Annotated in this window: 16 protein-coding genes; 7 read left to right on the plus strand and 9 right to left on the minus strand. The window is 47.9% G+C overall.

Going from position 1 to position 17,637, the window contains the following annotated elements; all coding sequences use genetic code 11:
• The first annotated feature begins 42 nt into the window (after positions 1–42).
• Positions 43–378 (plus strand): DUF962 domain-containing protein, encoded by a 336-nt coding sequence (locus tag AADH33_RS12020; protein WP_241900619.1) that lies wholly within the window; start codon positions 43–45, stop codon positions 376–378.
• A gap of 95 nt (positions 379–473) precedes the next feature.
• Here the strand turns inward: AADH33_RS12020 and hemL are convergent, their stop codons facing one another.
• Together hemL and AADH33_RS12030 are read right to left on the minus strand one after the other, a co-directional pair.
• The gene (gene hemL, locus AADH33_RS12025) at positions 474–1,775 is read right to left on the minus strand and encodes a glutamate-1-semialdehyde 2,1-aminomutase (RefSeq protein WP_348549027.1); all 1,302 of its coding nucleotides are present in this window, start codon (positions 1,773–1,775) and stop codon (positions 474–476) included.
• 72 nt (positions 1,776–1,847) lie between these two features.
• Positions 1,848–2,201, minus strand: a complete 354-nt coding sequence (locus AADH33_RS12030; RefSeq protein ID WP_075102209.1) for a zinc ribbon domain-containing protein YjdM — start codon at positions 2,199–2,201, stop codon at positions 1,848–1,850.
• Positions 2,202–2,486: 285 nt separating this feature from the next.
• Here AADH33_RS12030 and AADH33_RS12035 point away from each other — a divergent pair, with 285 nt between their 5' ends.
• The 5 genes from AADH33_RS12035 to AADH33_RS12055 all read left to right on the plus strand — a co-directional run bounded on the left by AADH33_RS12035 (position 2,487) and on the right by AADH33_RS12055 (position 7,406).
• Positions 2,487–3,239: a CAF17-like 4Fe-4S cluster assembly/insertion protein YgfZ gene (locus tag AADH33_RS12035; protein ID WP_348549028.1), complete on the plus strand. Its 753-nt coding sequence runs from the start codon at positions 2,487–2,489 to the stop codon at positions 3,237–3,239.
• Positions 3,240–3,296: 57 nt separating this feature from the next.
• Positions 3,297–4,625: a D-amino acid dehydrogenase gene (locus AADH33_RS12040; RefSeq protein ID WP_348549029.1), complete on the plus strand. Its 1,329-nt coding sequence runs from the start codon at positions 3,297–3,299 to the stop codon at positions 4,623–4,625.
• A 544-nt stretch (positions 4,626–5,169) separates the two neighbouring features.
• Positions 5,170–5,373 carry a CsbD family protein gene (locus tag AADH33_RS12045; RefSeq protein WP_075102206.1) on the plus strand — a complete coding sequence of 68 codons (204 nt, stop codon included), beginning with the start codon at positions 5,170–5,172 and terminating at the stop codon, positions 5,371–5,373.
• Positions 5,374–6,181: 808 nt separating this feature from the next.
• A complete protein-coding gene (locus AADH33_RS12050) occupies positions 6,182–6,847 on the plus strand; it encodes a hypothetical protein (RefSeq protein ID WP_348549030.1) in 666 nt (221 codons plus the stop codon).
• A 190-nt stretch (positions 6,848–7,037) separates the two neighbouring features.
• On the plus strand, positions 7,038–7,406 hold the full coding sequence (locus AADH33_RS12055; protein ID WP_348549031.1) for a hypothetical protein: 369 nt from the start codon (positions 7,038–7,040) through the stop codon (positions 7,404–7,406).
• Between the two features lie 38 nt (positions 7,407–7,444).
• Here AADH33_RS12055 and AADH33_RS12060 read toward each other — a convergent pair whose 3' ends face one another.
• From AADH33_RS12060 to AADH33_RS12090, 7 genes are all read right to left on the minus strand, one after another.
• Complete coding sequence (locus tag AADH33_RS12060; RefSeq protein ID WP_075102203.1) at positions 7,445–7,756, minus strand: Nif3-like dinuclear metal center hexameric protein; 312 nt, start codon at positions 7,754–7,756, stop codon at positions 7,445–7,447.
• A gap of 51 nt (positions 7,757–7,807) precedes the next feature.
• On the minus strand, positions 7,808–8,455 hold the full coding sequence (locus tag AADH33_RS12065) for a DNA-3-methyladenine glycosylase (RefSeq protein WP_348549032.1): 648 nt from the start codon (positions 8,453–8,455) through the stop codon (positions 7,808–7,810).
• 146 nt (positions 8,456–8,601) lie between these two features.
• A complete protein-coding gene (gene purC, locus AADH33_RS12070; RefSeq protein ID WP_348549033.1) occupies positions 8,602–9,315 on the minus strand; it encodes a phosphoribosylaminoimidazolesuccinocarboxamide synthase in 714 nt (237 codons plus the stop codon).
• A gap of 124 nt (positions 9,316–9,439) precedes the next feature.
• The gene (locus AADH33_RS12075; RefSeq protein WP_305956343.1) at positions 9,440–9,751 is read right to left on the minus strand and encodes a hypothetical protein; all 312 of its coding nucleotides are present in this window, start codon (positions 9,749–9,751) and stop codon (positions 9,440–9,442) included.
• 40 nt (positions 9,752–9,791) lie between these two features.
• Entirely contained in the window at positions 9,792–10,697 is a 906-nt protein-coding gene (dapA, locus tag AADH33_RS12080; RefSeq protein ID WP_075102200.1) for a 4-hydroxy-tetrahydrodipicolinate synthase, read from the minus strand.
• A 473-nt stretch (positions 10,698–11,170) separates the two neighbouring features.
• A complete protein-coding gene (locus tag AADH33_RS12085; protein ID WP_348549034.1) occupies positions 11,171–12,346 on the minus strand; it encodes a hypothetical protein in 1,176 nt (391 codons plus the stop codon).
• Positions 12,347–12,873: 527 nt separating this feature from the next.
• Positions 12,874–14,328, minus strand: coding sequence for a Do family serine endopeptidase (locus AADH33_RS12090; protein WP_348549035.1), 1,455 nt, complete (start codon positions 14,326–14,328; stop codon positions 12,874–12,876).
• 1,017 nt (positions 14,329–15,345) lie between these two features.
• Here AADH33_RS12090 and AADH33_RS12095 point away from each other — a divergent pair.
• The gene (locus AADH33_RS12095) at positions 15,346–17,616 is read left to right on the plus strand and encodes a cation:proton antiporter (protein ID WP_348549036.1); all 2,271 of its coding nucleotides are present in this window, start codon (positions 15,346–15,348) and stop codon (positions 17,614–17,616) included.
• Positions 17,617–17,637 lie beyond the last annotated feature (21 nt).

The raw sequence follows: 17,637 nt of genomic DNA on the forward strand, positions 1-17,637 counted from the left end.
AAAAACACCGATGCTCAAGCGGCCAGCAATGCTAAAAAAAGCATGATGATAGCTGTCAGCCCAACCAAACAAAGCTTTTATGATTTTTATTTAGATGAGCATCAAAACATGGCTTGCCGCCGGTTGCACTTCGCAGGTAGTAGCTTTGGCTTACTGGGCCTGGCAAAGTCGGTCAAGTCGCGCTCGCCCGCCCCGCTGCTTAAAGGCATCGCCGCAGGTTATGCCTGTGCCTGGGTCGGGCATTTTTTCTTTGAAAAAAACAAACCCGCGTCGTTTAAGTCTCCACTAAAAAGCTTTGTCAGCGACTTTCGTATGTACAGTGACGTACTGCGCGGCCGACTGAGCCTAAAAGATGCTAAGTTTGATAAAATCAAATAAAGGCTGTACACCGCATTCATATCCATAAAAAAAGGTCAGCACCATTTATGATACTGACCCTCTTAGGGCGTTCAAACCCAAGCTAAAAACCGCAATTACGCTGCTGCCATCTCAGCAAATATCTCGTCAGCGGCTTTGATTGAGGCATCGATGTCTGCATCGCTGTGCTTGATAGACATAAAGCCTGCTTCATATGCTGACGGCGCCAAGTAAATACCGCGATCTAACATGCCATGGAAAAAGGTGTTAAAGGCTTCCATATCACACTGCGTCACGTCATTGAAGTTTTGCGGTACAGTAGTGTCGCAGTCTTTGACAAAAAACATGCCAAACATGCCGCCGACGTTATTGGTGCGTAGATTGATACCATGTTTGTCCGCAGCTGCCTGAAAGCCGCTGATTAGCTTATCTACTTTGGCCGATAGCTCGTCATAAAAACCTGCGACTGTTAAGTCCTCAAACATCGCGATACCTGCACGCATGGCAAGTGGGTTGCCCGATAGCGTACCCGCTTGATAAACGCCGCCTAGTGGGGCAATACAAGACATGATTTTCTCTTTTCCACCAAATGCGCCTACTGGCAGGCCAGCGCCGATGATTTTGCCAAAACAAGTCAAATCAGGGTCGATACCGAAATGTGCCTGCGCGCCGCCAAGACCGACACGAAAACCCGTCATCACTTCATCAAAAATCAGCACGGCGTCGTTGGCAGTACACTCAGCACGCAAGGTATCGTGGAACGCTTGCGTGGGCACGACCATATTCATGTTGCCAGCGATCGGCTCCAAGATGACACAAGCAATCTCATCACCCCACTTTTCAAAACAATCCTTAATCGCTTGCGGATCGTTATAAGGAATGGTGATGGTATGCTTGGCAAAATCCGCTGGCACGCCTTTTGAGGTTGGCTCGCCGATATCGAGCATTCCTGAGCCTGCTTTGACCAATAAGCTGTCTGAATGGCCATGGTAGCAGCCTTCGAACTTAACGATTTTGTCACGTCCCGTATAGCCACGCGCCAAACGGATGGCGCTCATGGTCGCCTCCGTGCCTGAGTTGGTCATGCGAATCATCTCAACGCTTGGCACGATCTCGCAGATCTTATCGGCAACGGTGGTTTCAAACGGGGTTGGTGTACCAAAGCTCAGGCCATCATCCGCCGCTTTTTTGACCGCATCGATCACCTTTGGATGAGCATGACCCAAAATCATCGGCCCCCACGAGCCAACATAATCGATATAGCCATTGTCTTCGGTATCATAGATTTTGCTACCGCTGGCACGATGCATAAAAATCGGCGTACCACCCACTCCAGCAAAGGCACGGACAGGTGAGTTGACACCGCCTGGGATATGTTTGCGAGCTTGCGCAAATAGTTGTTCGTTTTTAGTACTCATAAATATTCTCTATTATTGTAGTAAAGGTAATGGTGACATAAGCCATCTTTCGTCTGTTGGCTTGCAGGCATTTTATGCCTTTTTTACCACCGAGGATTTTAGCTTCATCGGCCCATAGCCATCGAGCTTACAGTCGATATCATGACCATCGCTTGCGTCTGGTAGCAAGCGAATGCTTTTGGCCTTGGTGCCTACCTTGATGATGAGTGAGGAGCCTTTAACTTTTAAATCTTTGATGACGGTCACCGCGTCGCCATCTTGTAGCTCGTTGCCGACGGCATCGCGGATGACAGCGCCTTGAGCCTCGGCTTCTGCAGCGTCAGTTTCCGCGGCTGTCCACTCATGAGCACACATGGGACATACCAGCAACGCACCATCTTCGTACGTATATTCAGCATCACATTTTGGACAATTTGGTAAGCTCATCGTTTCCTCGGCAGCCAGCAATATTTAGGTGTATTGTAGAGCTAACATTGTACCGTAACTCGCCATCTTTAACCAATTTGTACGGTTGAAAAATGGTCACTCTACCCAACTTATACCGTAACCATTGGCGAGGCACTGTTGTTTTTTACGGCAGTACTTTTTGTGGTACTCTTCTTAATCTCATCTGGTTTTTATAGGCGCGTATTTGGTCAAAGGAGTCTGATACCAGCCCTTACCTACTATGCGCAAACCCTGCTAATCAGCGCTCAAAAAAGGATAATAACAATGACTCAATCTACCGATATACCGACTCTGCCGCAGTTTTCTCAATTGACGCTCCAAGGCGAGGATGCCGAAAAATTCTTGCAAAGTCAGCTGACCATTGACGTCACCAAACTCGGACTCAGCTATCAAGCTGCTGCCATTAGCAACCTAAAGGGCCGCATCGAGTTTGGCATTTGGATCAAAAAACAAGCCGAAAATCACTTTGATATCGTCATCAGCGCTGACTGTGCCGACAGCTTACAAGCCCATCTTAAAAAGTACGGCGCATTTTCGAAGTTTGAGACCAGCACTCCAGCCGCCATCTATCCTTGTGTGCTCGCTGATGAGCCGACTTTTAGTCACAAAGACGAGCACCATACGATAGAAGAGGCCAATGCATGGGCGCAGCAAAGTATCGCCACTGGCAACTACTGGATCGTCGCGGCGACACAAGGGCAGTTTCAGCCGCAAGAGCTACGCCTGCATCAGCGCGGCGGAATGGACTACGATAAAGGCTGCTACTTGGGTCAAGAAGTCATCGCCCGTATTTATTTTAAATCAGCGCCAAAGGCGTTTTTGCACTACGTCAGTGACACAGGCGAGATGCCAGCAGCCGGCGACAAACTCGGTAAGATTCAGGTGGTCAACGCCATTGCTAGCAATAATGGCTTTGAGGCGTTAGTCGTTGCCCGTCCAGAACATTTAGCCGACAGCGAGCTGACAGTGTTGGCATTGCCACCAGCATTGCAAGCGGATGTGGCCCGCCAGCCATAGCACAAAACATCTCGCAGCCGTAACAGCACTTTTTTTAAAAACGCAGCAGAGCAATCTATGACACATATCGCGGTACTCGGGGCAGGCGTGGTGGGTGTGACCACCGCATGGTATCTTCGCCAAGCAGGCTATGATGTGACCGTCATCGAGCGTGAACCCGCAGCAGGAATGCAGACCTCGTTTGCCAATGGCGGGCAGATTTCGGTCTCGCATGCCACCCCTTGGGCCAATCCTGCAACCCCGAAAAAAGCGCTAAAGTGGCTAGGTAAAGAAGACGCACCGCTGCTGTATCGCCTGCGAGCGGACAAGGCGCAGCTCAGATGGGCGCTGCAGTTTTTGCAAGAGTGCCGCGCGAACAGAGCAGATGCCAATCTGGTACAGATGGTCCGATTGGGGCTGTTTTCACGAGAGGCTTTGCAGCAGCTACGCGCGGATATCGGTATCGAGTATGAGCAGCAAACGCGCGGCATCATGCATTTTTATACCGATCAAGCAGAGTTTGAGGCAGCCATTGCTCCGACCGAGCGTATGCAAGCACTTGGCTGTGAGCGCCATATCATCGATATTTGTACTGCAGTCAGCTTAGAGCCTGCGCTCTACCCCATCGCTCATAAGCTCACGGGCGCAACCTATACCAGCCGTGATGAGTCGGGCAACGCCCATTTATTTACTCAGCGCTTGGCTGCGCGCTGCCTCAAAGCTGGCGTACAGTTTTTGTATGATACTGATGTCCTCGCCATCAATCTTGATACCCAAACGTCGCAGCCGCACGTGCATAGCGTCACCCTTCGGCCCAAAGACGAAAACGCCCAGAGCTTTAGCGCCGACAGCTATGTGCTGGCGCTTGGTAGCCATAGCGTCGCCCTGATGAAACCGCTCGATGTACAGCTGCCTATTTTCCCCGCCAAAGGCTACTCAGCCACTTATCAAGTCAATCCTCGCGCCCCGCATCTAGCGCCGTTTGTCAGCCTAATCGATGATGAGTTTAAACTGGTGGCATCGCGCCTCGGTGACAAGCTACGGGTCGCGGGCACCGCCGAATTCAACGGCTACAATCTGGATCTAAACCCCACTCGCTGCGCGGCCATCACTCGCCGTGTGCAGCAGCTATTTCCAAAAGGCATCATTGCAAGCTCTGTACAATACTGGACAGGGCTGCGGCCGATGACCCCATCAAACGTACCGCTGATAGGCCGCGCGCACAAAGGCCATGTCCGTCACGGTAGTCACAATACGGCGGCGAGTTTTGATAATTTATGGCTAAACACGGGGCATGGCACACTTGGCTGGACCCACGCTTGTGGTTCGGCAAAAGCTATTAGTCTGTTAATACAGGGCAAAACTCCATCCGTCGATTTTGACTTTGTCGGTGTGACTACTGCATAAAAGCTGCCGAGCATTCTCGTAAAATAGATACCCGTAGCCCGTGACGCTAAATACTCGTAGCACGTGACGCCCTGTAGCAAATAGTATCTTGCATACCAGCTTTATTTCGGATTGACTATATTTAATGGCTAATATGTTTAGTACCTAATATTTAGTCCCTAATCTTGCTAATAAATTTTTATCCATTTCCATTTTTGCGATATTGTCTTTACGGTACTTTGTTGAAAAACCTGCCTTTTATTACACAAAGATGCCACTCCTAACACAGGCACGTAGATCTCTATAATGGTGCAACACTCTAAACACTGCCTATACAGACAAGGCTATTGTGAGCGCCTATATTAGATATCACCAGTTGGCTCACGCTTGATTGCCAATGCAAGTTAAGTGTTGGTAACAATCAGCAGCCACTGAGTGATACGGTATAAAAAGACAGATGGAACGCATGTCTTATCACTTAATATTCTAAGGCTTAATATCTAAAAGCTTAGCCTTTAGACTTAGCTTCAATACTAAACTCGATCATAACAGAAGGAATATAATAATGAATGAACATACGTTAAAAGGTGAATGGAACCAAATGAAAGGTGCGGTTAAACAAAAATGGGCAGAGCTCACCGATGATGACCTCACTCATATCGAAGGCAGCCGCGACAAGCTAGTAGGCCGTGTACAAGAGCGTTATGGCCATGCCAAGGACCATGCAGAGCGCGAAGTAGACGAATGGCGTCGCCACAATAATTACTAACAGTAACTACTAATTGTACTTACTAAGCTAGTCTTCTTTACTCATTCACAGTGACCAGCTTAATTACTTGCTTTTGAGTACTTGCTGTTAAGTAAATGATAAATAGTAGAGAATAAAAAAGACCGCATGAGAGTATGCGGTCTTTTTTTTGTATTGAACGAGCAGATACAATAAAACCGCATAGCAATGAATTGTTATGCGGTTTTATTGTTAACCATCCATGTTACCTATCACGGTTGCGTCATGTGCATCCTTGCACGCTATTCAACATAATGTGATACTGGGCATCCTGCCCTTTTTCTACGACTACCAGCAATCACTGCTGTTGTCAGCAAAGAAAATGTGTCCTTACTTCAGTTCCCATTATCATCCTGATGCTGATCACTGAATCATTATCCTTAATGCGGTTTACTCAATCCTTGAGTCACATTCCCTAATGCCGTGTGACTATAATGCCCAATCTATAATGTGATGTTAAGTGGCGTAAGCGTCATTGCGTGTAAGCATATACTTACATCAAACCTTATACACTCATTTTTATCCATCCAAACTATTGATAATTATCCATTTTATTTTATAAAAATAACCGCCTGCTTGAAAAAATCATATGGCAATAAAAATAGATTGGCGCTGAACCTCTCTGCATCCCGCACATTAGTCACCCAAAGTAGCCGATGCTTACGCAAATATTTGCAAAGTTTACAACTTATTAACAGCCAAGACACGCAGCAATGAGATTAGCGTCCTACTATGGTTATGTAAGCAAATATTTCAAAAAGAAGAAATATCACCTATAGGAGAAGACATTGTGAAAATATTACGACCTTCGTCTTTATCAGCGGTGGTCACCTCTGGTCTTGCTATCGCATTACTGAGTGTCTCTACCGTCGGTTGCACGGTCGCCGCGCCTGGATACGGTTATGATTACCCCATCTACAGCGGAGATGGTGATTATGACCGTGTCAGTTATAAGCGCGTCAGTCAGCAGCTACGCAATAACTTGCGCCGTAAAGGCTATCAAGTAATGGATATTAGAGCAGACAGTCATCGAGGCCGCCGCGCGCTCATTGCTTATGCCAAAAAGAACAACCAAGCATATGAGCTAAAATATAGCTATCCTGATCTGCGCTTGATCAGCTCAAACAAAAAATCTTGGTCCAATATTTGGGACGACGAAGACTACTATAAGAACGGTAAATATAAAAACGATAAATATAAGAATCATGGTAAGTACAATAAGCACTATAAAGGTGATGATGTCGAAGACCGTATCAAACAAGAGTCACGCTACCCTGCCATCAAACAACGGGCGATCAGAAAGGTTGGCGCCATGGGTTACCGCGTCAAAGATATTGAGCTGGAAGAAAAAAACAATCGCGGAGTGTTTGAGATTGAGGCAAAACGCGGCTCCCAAGAGTACGAAATCCTGCTTGGCTATCCCAACCTAAATGTCATCAAAATAGAAAAAGACTAATATGTATTTGATAAGATAGTGCGCGTCTTATCGATTATTCTTGTTTGTCCGTGCATTATTCGCGCGACTTTTTATTAGATTTTGGCATCGTTGTGGTCTTGATGCCTCTGGTCAAATAAGCCAGCCCTTGGTTTGTTTGGCCATTTTTTATAAACTGACTCATCACATTTTGACCCCATAAGAGGTTTTTATGCACATCACTACTTTTGTAAAGCCTGCCGCAGTGACTGCTATGGTTGCTGCCTTGGCGCTGACGACTGGCTGCGTCACCGCGCCTGGCTACAATGCCTATGGCGATCTATATGAAGACATTTATAAAGACACCAAGCTGTATAAGAAGCACAAAAAAACGCTGAAAAATATCGATAAAGAGCTGTATCAGCCTGCAATCGAACAGCGCGCTGCCAATAAAGTCAGCAGCATGGGGTACCGTGTCAAAGATGTAAAATACAAAAAAGGCGACCACAAAATAAAGGTAAAAGCCAGACGCGGCGGCGAAGACTATAAGATCGAGCTTGATTACCCAAGCTATCAGGTGATTAAAATAAAAGAAGATTGAACCTAATTAAGCCACTATTCGCTATCCTGCCTCATCTCTTACCAGTCAAGTACTTCAATGACATCATAAGCAGGCGTCTCATAAGGGTGCGCCTGCTTTAACGCACTGATGACCTGCTCGATATTTTCTTTTGCCACCACCATCTCAACGCGCCATTCGGTTACTTTTTCTAGTCTATCCTGCGCCCCGATATGCGGGTGACTACCTGCCAAAGGCTTAAACTGCCCTGTACCCTGCACTTGCCAGCAGCATGCTTCATAATTGCCAATCTTACCGCCGCCCGCGGCAAACAGCGCTGATTTTACCGCCTCGAGCGCCTCATCAGGGATAAAAACGGTTAATTTATACATAAAACACTTCCTTCGAGCTTATTTAAAAAAATTACTATAGCTATAAACTTACTATTTTTTAGATAACGATGGATGATCAGTCCATATATAGCGTAGTAGCCAGTCCTTGGCGTCGCCTGCATAGTCGATGCCGATACGCGGGCGCAATGACACTGGCGGCTGACAGCCATCGTCTTCGACCCAAACGTCAGATACAGGGGCAATAGGCTTGCCATATAAATCACGATCAATGTGCAAGCGTTTGGTGAGCTTACCTGGTCCTGCAAACTGTTTGGGATCTGTCAGCTGCTTACGGGGACTCCATGGCTGCTCGTCTGTGAGACAGTCACTGTCGCCGGTCAAAAACCCTGCACGTATCAGCACAGACTCGGGCGACTGGGCAGCGCCGCTGACTAAGTTGAGCATATGATGAACGCCATAAGTCAGATAAACATAAAATACGCCACCTGGCTCATACATAATCTTGGTACGTGAGGTGCGCGTGCCAGCATGAGCGTGGCAAGCTGGGTCTGCTGCCCCAATATAGCCTTCGGTCTCCGAGATGCGCATACGTAGGATTTTTTCTGTGCCGTCGCTATCTATCAGCCGCCTGCACAGTACCTTACCTATCAAATCAGCGGCGACCACACAGGTGGGACGCGTAAACCAAATCGGCTCTAGTGCCTTGCTGTTTGTTTTGGGAAACCGCGTGTGAGACATGACTATCGACCTACGTGACACATTCAAAGGTATTATAAGTAGAATACCGTACTTGTACCGTGCGTCTTTTTTACCAGTTCCGTAATTTTTTGCATAAAAAAACTGAGCACACGGCTCAGTCTTTTATAACGGTCTAAAAAAATCGCTTAGCTTAATGGGACGCCAATGCGGTTGGCCACTTCTTCGTATGCTTCGATCACATCACCCAATGACTGACGGAAACGGTCTTTGTCCAGTTTTTTCTTGGTGGTTTTATCCCAAATACGGCAGCCATCGGGTGAAAACTCATCACCCAAGACGATACGGTCATGGAATACGCCAAACTCAAGTTTGAAATCGACCAAGATCAAATCACCAGCGGCAAACAGCGCTTTTAGTACGTCATTGACCTGATAGGTCAGCTCTTGCATTTTTGCCAACTGCTCTTTGGTCGCCCAACCAAGAGACATGGCCAGTGACTCATTTACCATAGGATCACCCAGCGCATCGTCTTTATAAAACAGCTCATAAGTAGGCGGCGTCAGTGCTTGCCCTTCTTCTAAGCCCAAACGGCGTACCAAACTGCCAGCGGCAAAGTTACGCACCACGCACTCTACCGGAATCATATCCAGACGCTTGACCAACACTTCATCTTCTGACAGCTGCTTTTCAAAGTGGGTTTCGATACCCGCATCCGCCAGTTTTTGCATGATAAACGCATTAAAGCGGTTATTGACGACGCCCTTGCGTGCCAATTGCTCGATACGCTTACCATCCAGCGCTGAGGTATCATCACGGAAGTGCAAAATCAGAAGATCATTGTCTTCTGTTTCATATACAGATTTGGCCTTACCTTTGTACAGCAGTTGTTGCTTTTGCATTATGGGAGTTCCTGTTCGTTCAAGCTTATGTGGTAAAAACGCGCAGCTACCGCTTTGGTTTGGCTCAGTCGATCATATACAATCGGCAAGGCAAAAACTCAGCGGTATAAGTAAAGAAATAAAATTAGTTTGAAGGCGTGCTAACCGTACGCTGAGGCTTTGGCAGTTGATACTGACTGCCTGAGTCATTTTTTAGTGTTAGGGTGTTTGTACCAGCGTTAGGCGTAGGATATAAAGGGACAAAAGGTGCAGGCTCTTTATTCGCTGGCAACTCAATCGGTGCCAGTTTTTTGCTTTGTTGGTATTCCAAACTACCATTGTCGCGTTTGCCAAGTACGTTTTTGATACTTTGGCAACCGCTCAATACGAAGGTGCTGCCCAAAACGACGGTTAGCAGCGCAGGGATTATCTTTGTGATCGTCGATGATGTTTTCATCATGTTATCTCTCTGAGTTAGCAATTATTGCTCGATACTACTATAGTAAGTTGGCACGCACCAAGGCTTCATCGATAGTGGCATGATGCTTTTGTGCCAGCCATACCAACGGCAAGCGAATCCCTTTGTCGATCATACCCATTTTGTGCAAGGCATATTTGGCAGGAATCGGGCTTGACTCAATAAACAGATCACGATGCAGATGCTTGACCACATCATGAGCTTTGTCAGCAGCGGCAAAGTCGCCGCGCAGACCAGCGGTAAAGGTCTCACTCATGGCTTTTGGTGCGACGTTGGCCGTCACGGAGATATTGCCCTTACCGCCGACTTTCATCAAATCAAGCGCGGTGCCATCATCACCAGATAGCACCACCATTTTATCACCTACAGCTTTGATCAGCTGCTCACCGCGGCCCACTGAGCCTGTGGCGTCTTTGATAGCAACGATATTGTCGATATCACATAAGCGCTCGACGGTCTCTTGGGCGATATCGACGACGGTGCGTCCTGGCACGTTATAGAGCATCTGCGGAATGTTGACCGCCTCGGCGATGGTCTTGTAATGCTGAAACAACCCTTCTTGCGGCGGCTTATTATAATAAGGCGCAACGAGCAAGGCACAATCTGCACCAGCGTCGGCAGCATCTTGGGTCAGCTTGATGGCTTCCATGGTGTTGTTGGCGCCTGTGCCCGCAATCACCGGTACGCGACCTTTGACATGCTGCACAAAATAACGAATCACATCGCTATGCTCTTGCATCGATAGCGTTGCTGACTCGCCGGTAGTACCAACGGCCACCAGACAATGCGTACCTTGCTCAATCTGCCAATCTATGAGGTCTGCCAGACGTTTATAATCGACCGTGCCGTCAGGGTGCATGGGCGTTACCAAGGCTACCATTGAGCCTTGTAGTCGGGTTTTAATCTCGTCGTATGCTGTGCTCATAACCGTGCCTTACTGTATTATCCTAGCTTTTATCAAAGCTGTCACATGATAGGTCGTTTGCAAATGCCAGTGTGCGCCTCTACTCTACCTATCGTTATATAGGCAAAAATAGACGCTCATGGTATTACGTGCGATGTTTTATCTTACGTACTGTCGTACTGTGGAAATGCTGGTGTACACCAAGCACTTGCGATATAAATGCGTCTGTCTGATTCTAAATCTGTCTGATTCTAAAACAGAATCATTAACACATAATCATAAAAAACGCCTGTTAGTGTAGCATATTTTGATTTGACCGCTATCAATCAATTGAGATTACATCTACGTTGTCAATCAATAAAATGCTCACCCCCGCTCATCCATGACCTGCATCAAAAGTGCTACCCGTCATTAATGAGTCACCGTTTGGTGGCTTATTAATGACTGATTAGTGTAGCGCAATGCAGCAGCGCTGATAAGTGTTTGACAAAATATTAACGAATCGTCAACACATCGATAGTGGGCCGATACAAGCGAAACGGCAGACCACGCGTGCCAATACCGCTACTGACAAATATCTGGGCACTGGCATGCTGGTATAAACCGCGCTGCTTACCCATACGACTATTGCCAAGCATACCTTTGTGGCCACTGCGCTGGATGTCTTGTTGCTTTTGCGCCTGCCATATGTTTTTTTGTGTGGCTTTTGCTGCCCCTGTGATCAATAACGGCCGTGGTTGTGGCGATTTTGGCAAATCGCTGATACTATCAAACCGTGAGGCCAAAATAATCACCGGCTGACGCGCGTGGGTGATTTTTGTCCCAAGCTTGGCTTTGTCCGCGCTGTTTTTCTCATTGATTTCGCCACATTGTACAGGGACATCTTGCCAACCACACAGCACGGCTACAGGCGCATCTGTTGCGTGCGCCGCTAAACGTTGGGGTTCTTTTGTATTGTCAAAACGACTGGCAGATGGCGGCATGGCGGCGCATCTGAGCGGCAACGAGGTACACTGCTGACCAATGTAGCTGATATCAAGCACATCAAATGCGCAGGCCAAAGTGTCTTCTAATAATGGCTGGCCTTGCTTGGTGGTGTTGAGCGACTGATAACGCAAGTCTGAGGTACTCATCACTGTATAGACCGGTTTGTTGACCCCTTTAAACAGCATCAACTGCCCGACCAAATCGGCGCTAGGATAATACAGCCAATCACCGGTAATCAAAACCGCATCCACTGCCAAGTCATTGATGGTCGCAACCAGCTTACGAATATGGCGCGGCTTGCCACTATATAACCCAATGCGTAGGTCTGCCAATACAGCGACCGTCAGTGGTGTCGACAAATCCAAATCGACAGTATGGTGCTCAAGGCGCAAACAATTGGGCTGAATGATAACGGTATAAAAATAGAGTAGCATGGCCGCCACCGCGATGAGCAGCACCGGCCACGCTAAGGCAAATAGACCCTCCATCCAGCCTGTCAGTAGGAGCAGCGCCCAAATAGGCATGGTGTACGCGGCATAATACAGTATGAGCTTGCCCCAGATACGCAAAAACCGTTTGGTCGGATTGGCATTGAACGTCTGTAATCCTGACCATAGTAGAATATACGCAAGCAATGCGGCTGCTATAGAGATACTTAGCGTATAAAATGCGTGGTCAGTCATAATTACCTAGCGGTTATGGGTGAAGGTGGAACAATCAAACAGTGGCTTTTAAGCAGCACTTAGCCCTTATTGCTTATCAATCAATGCTTATTTCGCAGGGGCTACAATGCCTTATAAACTAGGCCGACCACATAGGGCTGACAAGACGCAGATCATAAAGCAGTATCTAGCAAACCCTAGCGATCAGACAACGCCTGCCACAACCAAACGTGCGACAAGCCAGCATCGCCCAAACGATATGTGGCGAGTTGGATAAAAAATCAGCCATTATAGAGGCCGAGCTCTATGATAGACAAGCACAATTGTAAACCCATGTATTCACTGGACCTATCTTGCGTGTCGTACTGATGATCATTACCGAGACGTCTCTAATGAGCCATAGGAATGAAGCATAGGATTGATCGACCCACTCATCATTCTGCTGGCTGCTTCATTATACTGACAGCCTATGTCAATCATTGCCCTATTTATCCAGCTCCCTCCAGTCAGATGCTCGTATTGCGTGACGGCTCCTGTATGACACAAGGCTACTCGATACGCAGACCGATGATACCTGGGATACCTTGACGAATGACCTCAATGGTCACCACGCCTTTTTTGGGTAACGTTGAGATAGCACTGGAAAAATCAGTGACTTTTTTAATCGGCTTTTGGTGAAAATTGGTAATCACATCGCCTGCCATGATGCCTGAGCGCGCCGCCAGCCCTGTGGGATCGACTGTGGTGACTAAGATGCCGGTTTTATTGTCAACTGCCAGCTCTGCTTGCTCATCGGCGGTCAAGTCACGTAAGCGCAGCCCAAGCTGTATATCATTGTCTTGCTGATCGCCGCTTTGTGCTCGGACATCATTGGGCGCATAGGCCAGCGTGCCACGCGCGAGCATCCGTTTACCATCGCGCTGAATCTGCACATGAAATGCGTCGTTGGGCTTGGCACGGTTGAGTAAATTCAACAAATCCGAGGCACGCATGATTTTCACATCATTGTACTGCAAAATAATATCGCCAGATTTTAGCCCTGCTTTTTGGGCAGGCGAATCTGGTGATACGCGAGTCAGCAACGCCCCTTGCGGACGCGCCAAGTTATACGCTTCTGCCAAGTTGCGATCGATGTCTTGTGGATAGATACCCAGATAAGCACGGGCGACTTCACCATGGGTTTTTAGCTGCTCGTAGATATCCATCGCCGCATCAATCGGGATAGAAAACGACAGCCCCATATAGCCACCTGTACCACTAAAGATACGCGAGTTGATACCGATGACCTCGCCGCGCTGGTTAAACAGTGGGCCACCTGAGTTCCCTGGGTTCAGTGCCACGTCGGTTTGGATAAACGGCACACTGGTATCGCGTGAAAAATTGCGCGATTTGGCGCTGACGATACCAGCCGAGGCCGAATAATCAAAACCAAAGGGCGAGCCAATCGCCAGTACAGGCTCCCCAACTTTTAAACCATTTGAATCACCGATCGGTAACGCGGGAAACTGCTTACCACTGACCTTTAGTACTGCCACATCCGAGCGCTCATCGCTACCGACTAAGGTAGCATCCAGCTCTGTCCTATCGTTGAGCGTGACGGTGATTTTGTCCGCACCTTCGACCACATGATGGTTGGTCAACATATAGCCATTTGTAGTGACAAAAAACGCGGTGCCGTAGGCATGCTCAATCGCTGGGGTCGCGGCTTGATCCGGAATACGCAGACGATCGCCAAAAAACTGCCTGAGCAGCTCTGCCGTTTGCGCCTTAGCAAGCTCCGCCTCACTGACGGTTTTGGTGACATTGACACGCGCCACCGCTGGGGTGACCTGCTGTACCAAATCCGAAAAATCCGCCGTGGTGACGGCAGCATGCGCGCTTGGCATCGCCGTGGTATATACCCCTGTCAGCATCGCTGTGCTCATGGCAAGCGCTAAAGTGCTGCGCTGTAGCCAATGGCGCATACGAGGTTTGGCTGGCGCTGTAGACATATTGATAGGCATCGTGTCCTCCATATGAGTGATCATTATTATTGTCAGTGGCCGTTCTGCATCTCAAAGACGATGCTATGTACAGTGCTGCTGGAATACGTTTTGCACAGTCTGTATGACACCTGATAGCACGCAATAAAACCTATTCGGACAGGACGAGACAAACAATGTAGCAGCACAGCCATGTGATGCAAAATAGCCGCTTGATGCAAAAGTGGGCTATGGCCATGTCTTATCGTTTTATCCGTACTGTTGTCCCTGATTTCAATCCCTTTTTGTTATGCAATAGGTTACTGGTTTTTTTGCTGCAATACCATTGGCCATCCGTGTCTTTATGATAATGTTAGGCCATCGGTACGACAAAGATGGCGACAAAAAGATAGCTACTGTATGATAAATCAAAGCGCTGGCCTGTATTATCTGCATAAGAGCGGTATCTTTTAGCATCCCGTTGTGCTCTGCTGCGGCGCTATCGCTGCTCAATATGGTCGGTTATCACGCAATAGTCAGTCACACGGCAACTAGCAGCGATGAAATAAAATCATGTTATGATAGCAAGCCAAATAACTTTATAAACAAACAAAAGTCAATTAAAAGTATTGATTGGATTGACCTTGCGTTTATCAACTTGGCTCGTATCGCCCTTATTTTCCATCTTTTGCATGACTAGAGGCGTTTATACCTTATCTCAACCTTGTCAATAACTCAAAACCGCCTATCAGCTACTAAGTAGGCCATACGAGTCATATAAACCTGCCAACCGAGTACCATGATTGGCGTAGGTTTGATGACACGGATTGACTGTTGGATTTGGTATTTTTATCTAGGAATGCTTTTGTCTTTATTACTTTATAGTATATATCACATCTGGCTCATGTTTGGATGCATGATGGCTATCTGCCGATGGCCTTGCTACTAAAAAGCTTGCGACCGTTTGCGACATCGATACACACTGCAGATAGTAGGCAGCGCGGTCGCCCAAGCAATGGATAGATATAACATATGACAAGATTACAAAAGGATTAATGTATGGATACCGCCCTATTACTATCTGGCGTGGTTGGGATTGGCATCGCCGCCCAATGGCTGGCTTGGTATTTAAAGCAACCGTCCATTTTATTTTTATTATTGATAGGTATCATCGTCGGGCCAGTCTTGGGTATTTTTGACCCTGATTTGGTGCTCGGTGAGCTGATGTTCCCTTTCATCTCTTTGGGGGTGGCGATTATTCTATTTGAAGGCTCGCTGACGCTAGAGTTTGATGAAATCAAGCAACACGGCACTGTCGTACAAATGCTGGTCTCGGTCGGCGTACTGATCACCATTGCTATCGTGGCGTTATCGACGTATTTATTATTTGATGTCGATCCACTGATTGCCCTGCTATTCGGCGCCTTGGTTTGTGTGACAGGCCCGACAGTCATCATGCCGCTACTGCGTAGTGTACGCCCCAATAAGACCATCTCCAATATCCTCAAATGGGAAGGCATCATCATCGACCCGATCGGCGCCATCGCTGTGGTATTGGTCTATGAGTACATCATCTCAGGCGGCGAAGCCAGCAGTATCTTATTGTTTGCCAAGATTGTGGTACTAGCGACAGCACTTGGGATGGCAGGCGCTTGGCTGCTTGCATTCCTCATGCGTCGTCATATGATTCCTGAGTTTTTGCGCAATGTCTTTACCCTAGCCTTTGTGCTGGTGCTGTTTTCGGTATCGAACCATTTAGAGCACGAGTCTGGTCTATTGACCGTGACGGTATTGGGCGTGGCGCTGGCCAACTGGCCCAAATTCCCGCGCGAGACGATTTTGGAGTTTAATGAATCCTTAACCATCTTGCTCATCTCTGTGCTCTTTATCATCCTTGCTGCCCGTGTTGAGCTGGCAAGCTTGCTAAGTGTTGGGTTTGCAGGATTGGTGCTGCTGGCTATCGTCATGTTTGTGGCGCGGCCTTTGTCTGTCTGGGCATCGGCCATCGGCTCAAACCTTAAGACCAATGAAAAGCTGATGATCAGCTGGATTGGGCCGCGTGGTATCGTCGCTGCTGCTATCTCATCTTTGTTTGCTATCCGCTTACAAGAGTATGATATCCAAGGCGTCGAGCTGCTAGTGCCACTGGTGTTTATGGTCATCATCGGTACGGTCTTGATCCAAGGCTTGGGTGCCAAAATGGTCGGGAACTTGCTGGGCGTGCGTGAGCCTGAAACCAATGGCATATTGGTGGTCGGCTCAAACCCTGTCGCGCTTCTTATCGCCACCTCACTCAAGGACCAAGGCTTTGATGTCATCGTCGCTCACAACAACTACACCAATATTGCTCGCGCCCGCATGAGTGGCCTACGTACTTACTTTGGCAACCCCATCTCAGACCACGCCGACCATCATCTGGATTTGATCGGTATCGGCCGTCTGTTTGCCATGAGTATGGATAAGGAGATGAACACCTTATCTGAGATACATTATCGTCACGAGTTCGGTGAGCGTAAGCTGTATCGTCTTAAGTTTAGTGACGAAAAAGTCAAAAGCGAGCGCGACGATAAGCAGTCAAACTTCCACTCACAATGGCTGTTTGGCAAAGACGTCACCTATACCAAGCTTGCCAGTATGCTGTCCAAAAAGGCACGTATCAAAATCACCAACATCACTGACAGCTATAGTTTTGAGCAGTATAAGGCCGATAATAAACAATTTGTGCCGCTCTATACCGTCGACAAAGAAGGCAAGCTCCACGTCATCACCGACAAGTTTGATGGGACGGTGCCGCGCGATCGCAAGCTTATCTCCTTGGTAGTGGACGATGAGGTGCAACCAAAGCCAGTCGATGTAACGCCAAAGCAAGAGCAAGCGCGTATGGCGGCGGATGCCAACTTTGAATCCAGCTCCAAAGCGCCTGAAAAACGCAAAGAAAAAGAGCTGAACGAAGAAAGTACTGACGCTACCGAGCCTGTGAGCGTAACGGGCGCAGACAAAGTCGCTGGCGATACAACTGCCGAGCAAAATCCTGAGCAAAATGCGCCAACGCACATGCCAAAAGACGCAAGCAGCAGCTTGGATACAGCCGCAAACGCCGCCGCGACGTTGGATGCCGCGACGCCAGACCGCTCAGCAGCTCAAGTACAAAACGCTGATATTGCCAGCTCCGCTACAGTCGCCAAAACCAAGGCAGCTAATAGCAGCAATACCAATGGCAATGGTCATGCGCCTAAGACCAAAAAAGGCTCGCTGGATCCCAATCGCTTCCCTGATTCCGGTCAAGATACTGCAACCGACATGGACAGCCACAAAGACCCAGACGCATAACTGAGCCATAACTGACGCATC

Source organism: Psychrobacter sp. KFRI-CH2-11, from assembly GCF_038239325.1.
Classification (GTDB): Bacteria; Pseudomonadota; Gammaproteobacteria; order Pseudomonadales; family Moraxellaceae; genus Psychrobacter; species Psychrobacter celer.

What these genes read in the sequence shown, in the direction of transcription:
- AADH33_RS12020 (WP_241900619.1), top strand. Translation starts at nt 43, where the DNA reads ATGATGATAGCTGTCAGCCCAACCAAACAAAGCTTTTATGATTTTTAT.
- hemL (WP_348549027.1), bottom strand. Translation starts at nt 1,775, where the DNA reads ATGAGTACTAAAAACGAACAACTATTTGCGCAAGCTCGCAAACATATC.
- AADH33_RS12030 (WP_075102209.1), bottom strand. Translation starts at nt 2,201, where the DNA reads ATGAGCTTACCAAATTGTCCAAAATGTGATGCTGAATATACGTACGAA.
- AADH33_RS12035 (WP_348549028.1), top strand. Translation starts at nt 2,487, where the DNA reads ATGACTCAATCTACCGATATACCGACTCTGCCGCAGTTTTCTCAATTG.
- AADH33_RS12040 (WP_348549029.1), top strand. Translation starts at nt 3,297, where the DNA reads ATGACACATATCGCGGTACTCGGGGCAGGCGTGGTGGGTGTGACCACC.
- AADH33_RS12045 (WP_075102206.1), top strand. Translation starts at nt 5,170, where the DNA reads ATGAATGAACATACGTTAAAAGGTGAATGGAACCAAATGAAAGGTGCG.
- AADH33_RS12055 (WP_348549031.1), top strand. Translation starts at nt 7,038, where the DNA reads ATGCACATCACTACTTTTGTAAAGCCTGCCGCAGTGACTGCTATGGTT.
- AADH33_RS12060 (WP_075102203.1), bottom strand. Translation starts at nt 7,756, where the DNA reads ATGTATAAATTAACCGTTTTTATCCCTGATGAGGCGCTCGAGGCGGTA.
- AADH33_RS12065 (WP_348549032.1), bottom strand. Translation starts at nt 8,455, where the DNA reads ATGTCTCACACGCGGTTTCCCAAAACAAACAGCAAGGCACTAGAGCCG.
- purC (WP_348549033.1), bottom strand. Translation starts at nt 9,315, where the DNA reads ATGCAAAAGCAACAACTGCTGTACAAAGGTAAGGCCAAATCTGTATAT.
- AADH33_RS12075 (WP_305956343.1), bottom strand. Translation starts at nt 9,751, where the DNA reads ATGAAAACATCATCGACGATCACAAAGATAATCCCTGCGCTGCTAACC.
- dapA (WP_075102200.1), bottom strand. Translation starts at nt 10,697, where the DNA reads ATGAGCACAGCATACGACGAGATTAAAACCCGACTACAAGGCTCAATG.
- AADH33_RS12085 (WP_348549034.1), bottom strand. Translation starts at nt 12,346, where the DNA reads ATGACTGACCACGCATTTTATACGCTAAGTATCTCTATAGCAGCCGCA.
- AADH33_RS12090 (WP_348549035.1), bottom strand. Translation starts at nt 14,328, where the DNA reads ATGCCTATCAATATGTCTACAGCGCCAGCCAAACCTCGTATGCGCCAT.
- AADH33_RS12095 (WP_348549036.1), top strand. Translation starts at nt 15,346, where the DNA reads ATGGATACCGCCCTATTACTATCTGGCGTGGTTGGGATTGGCATCGCC.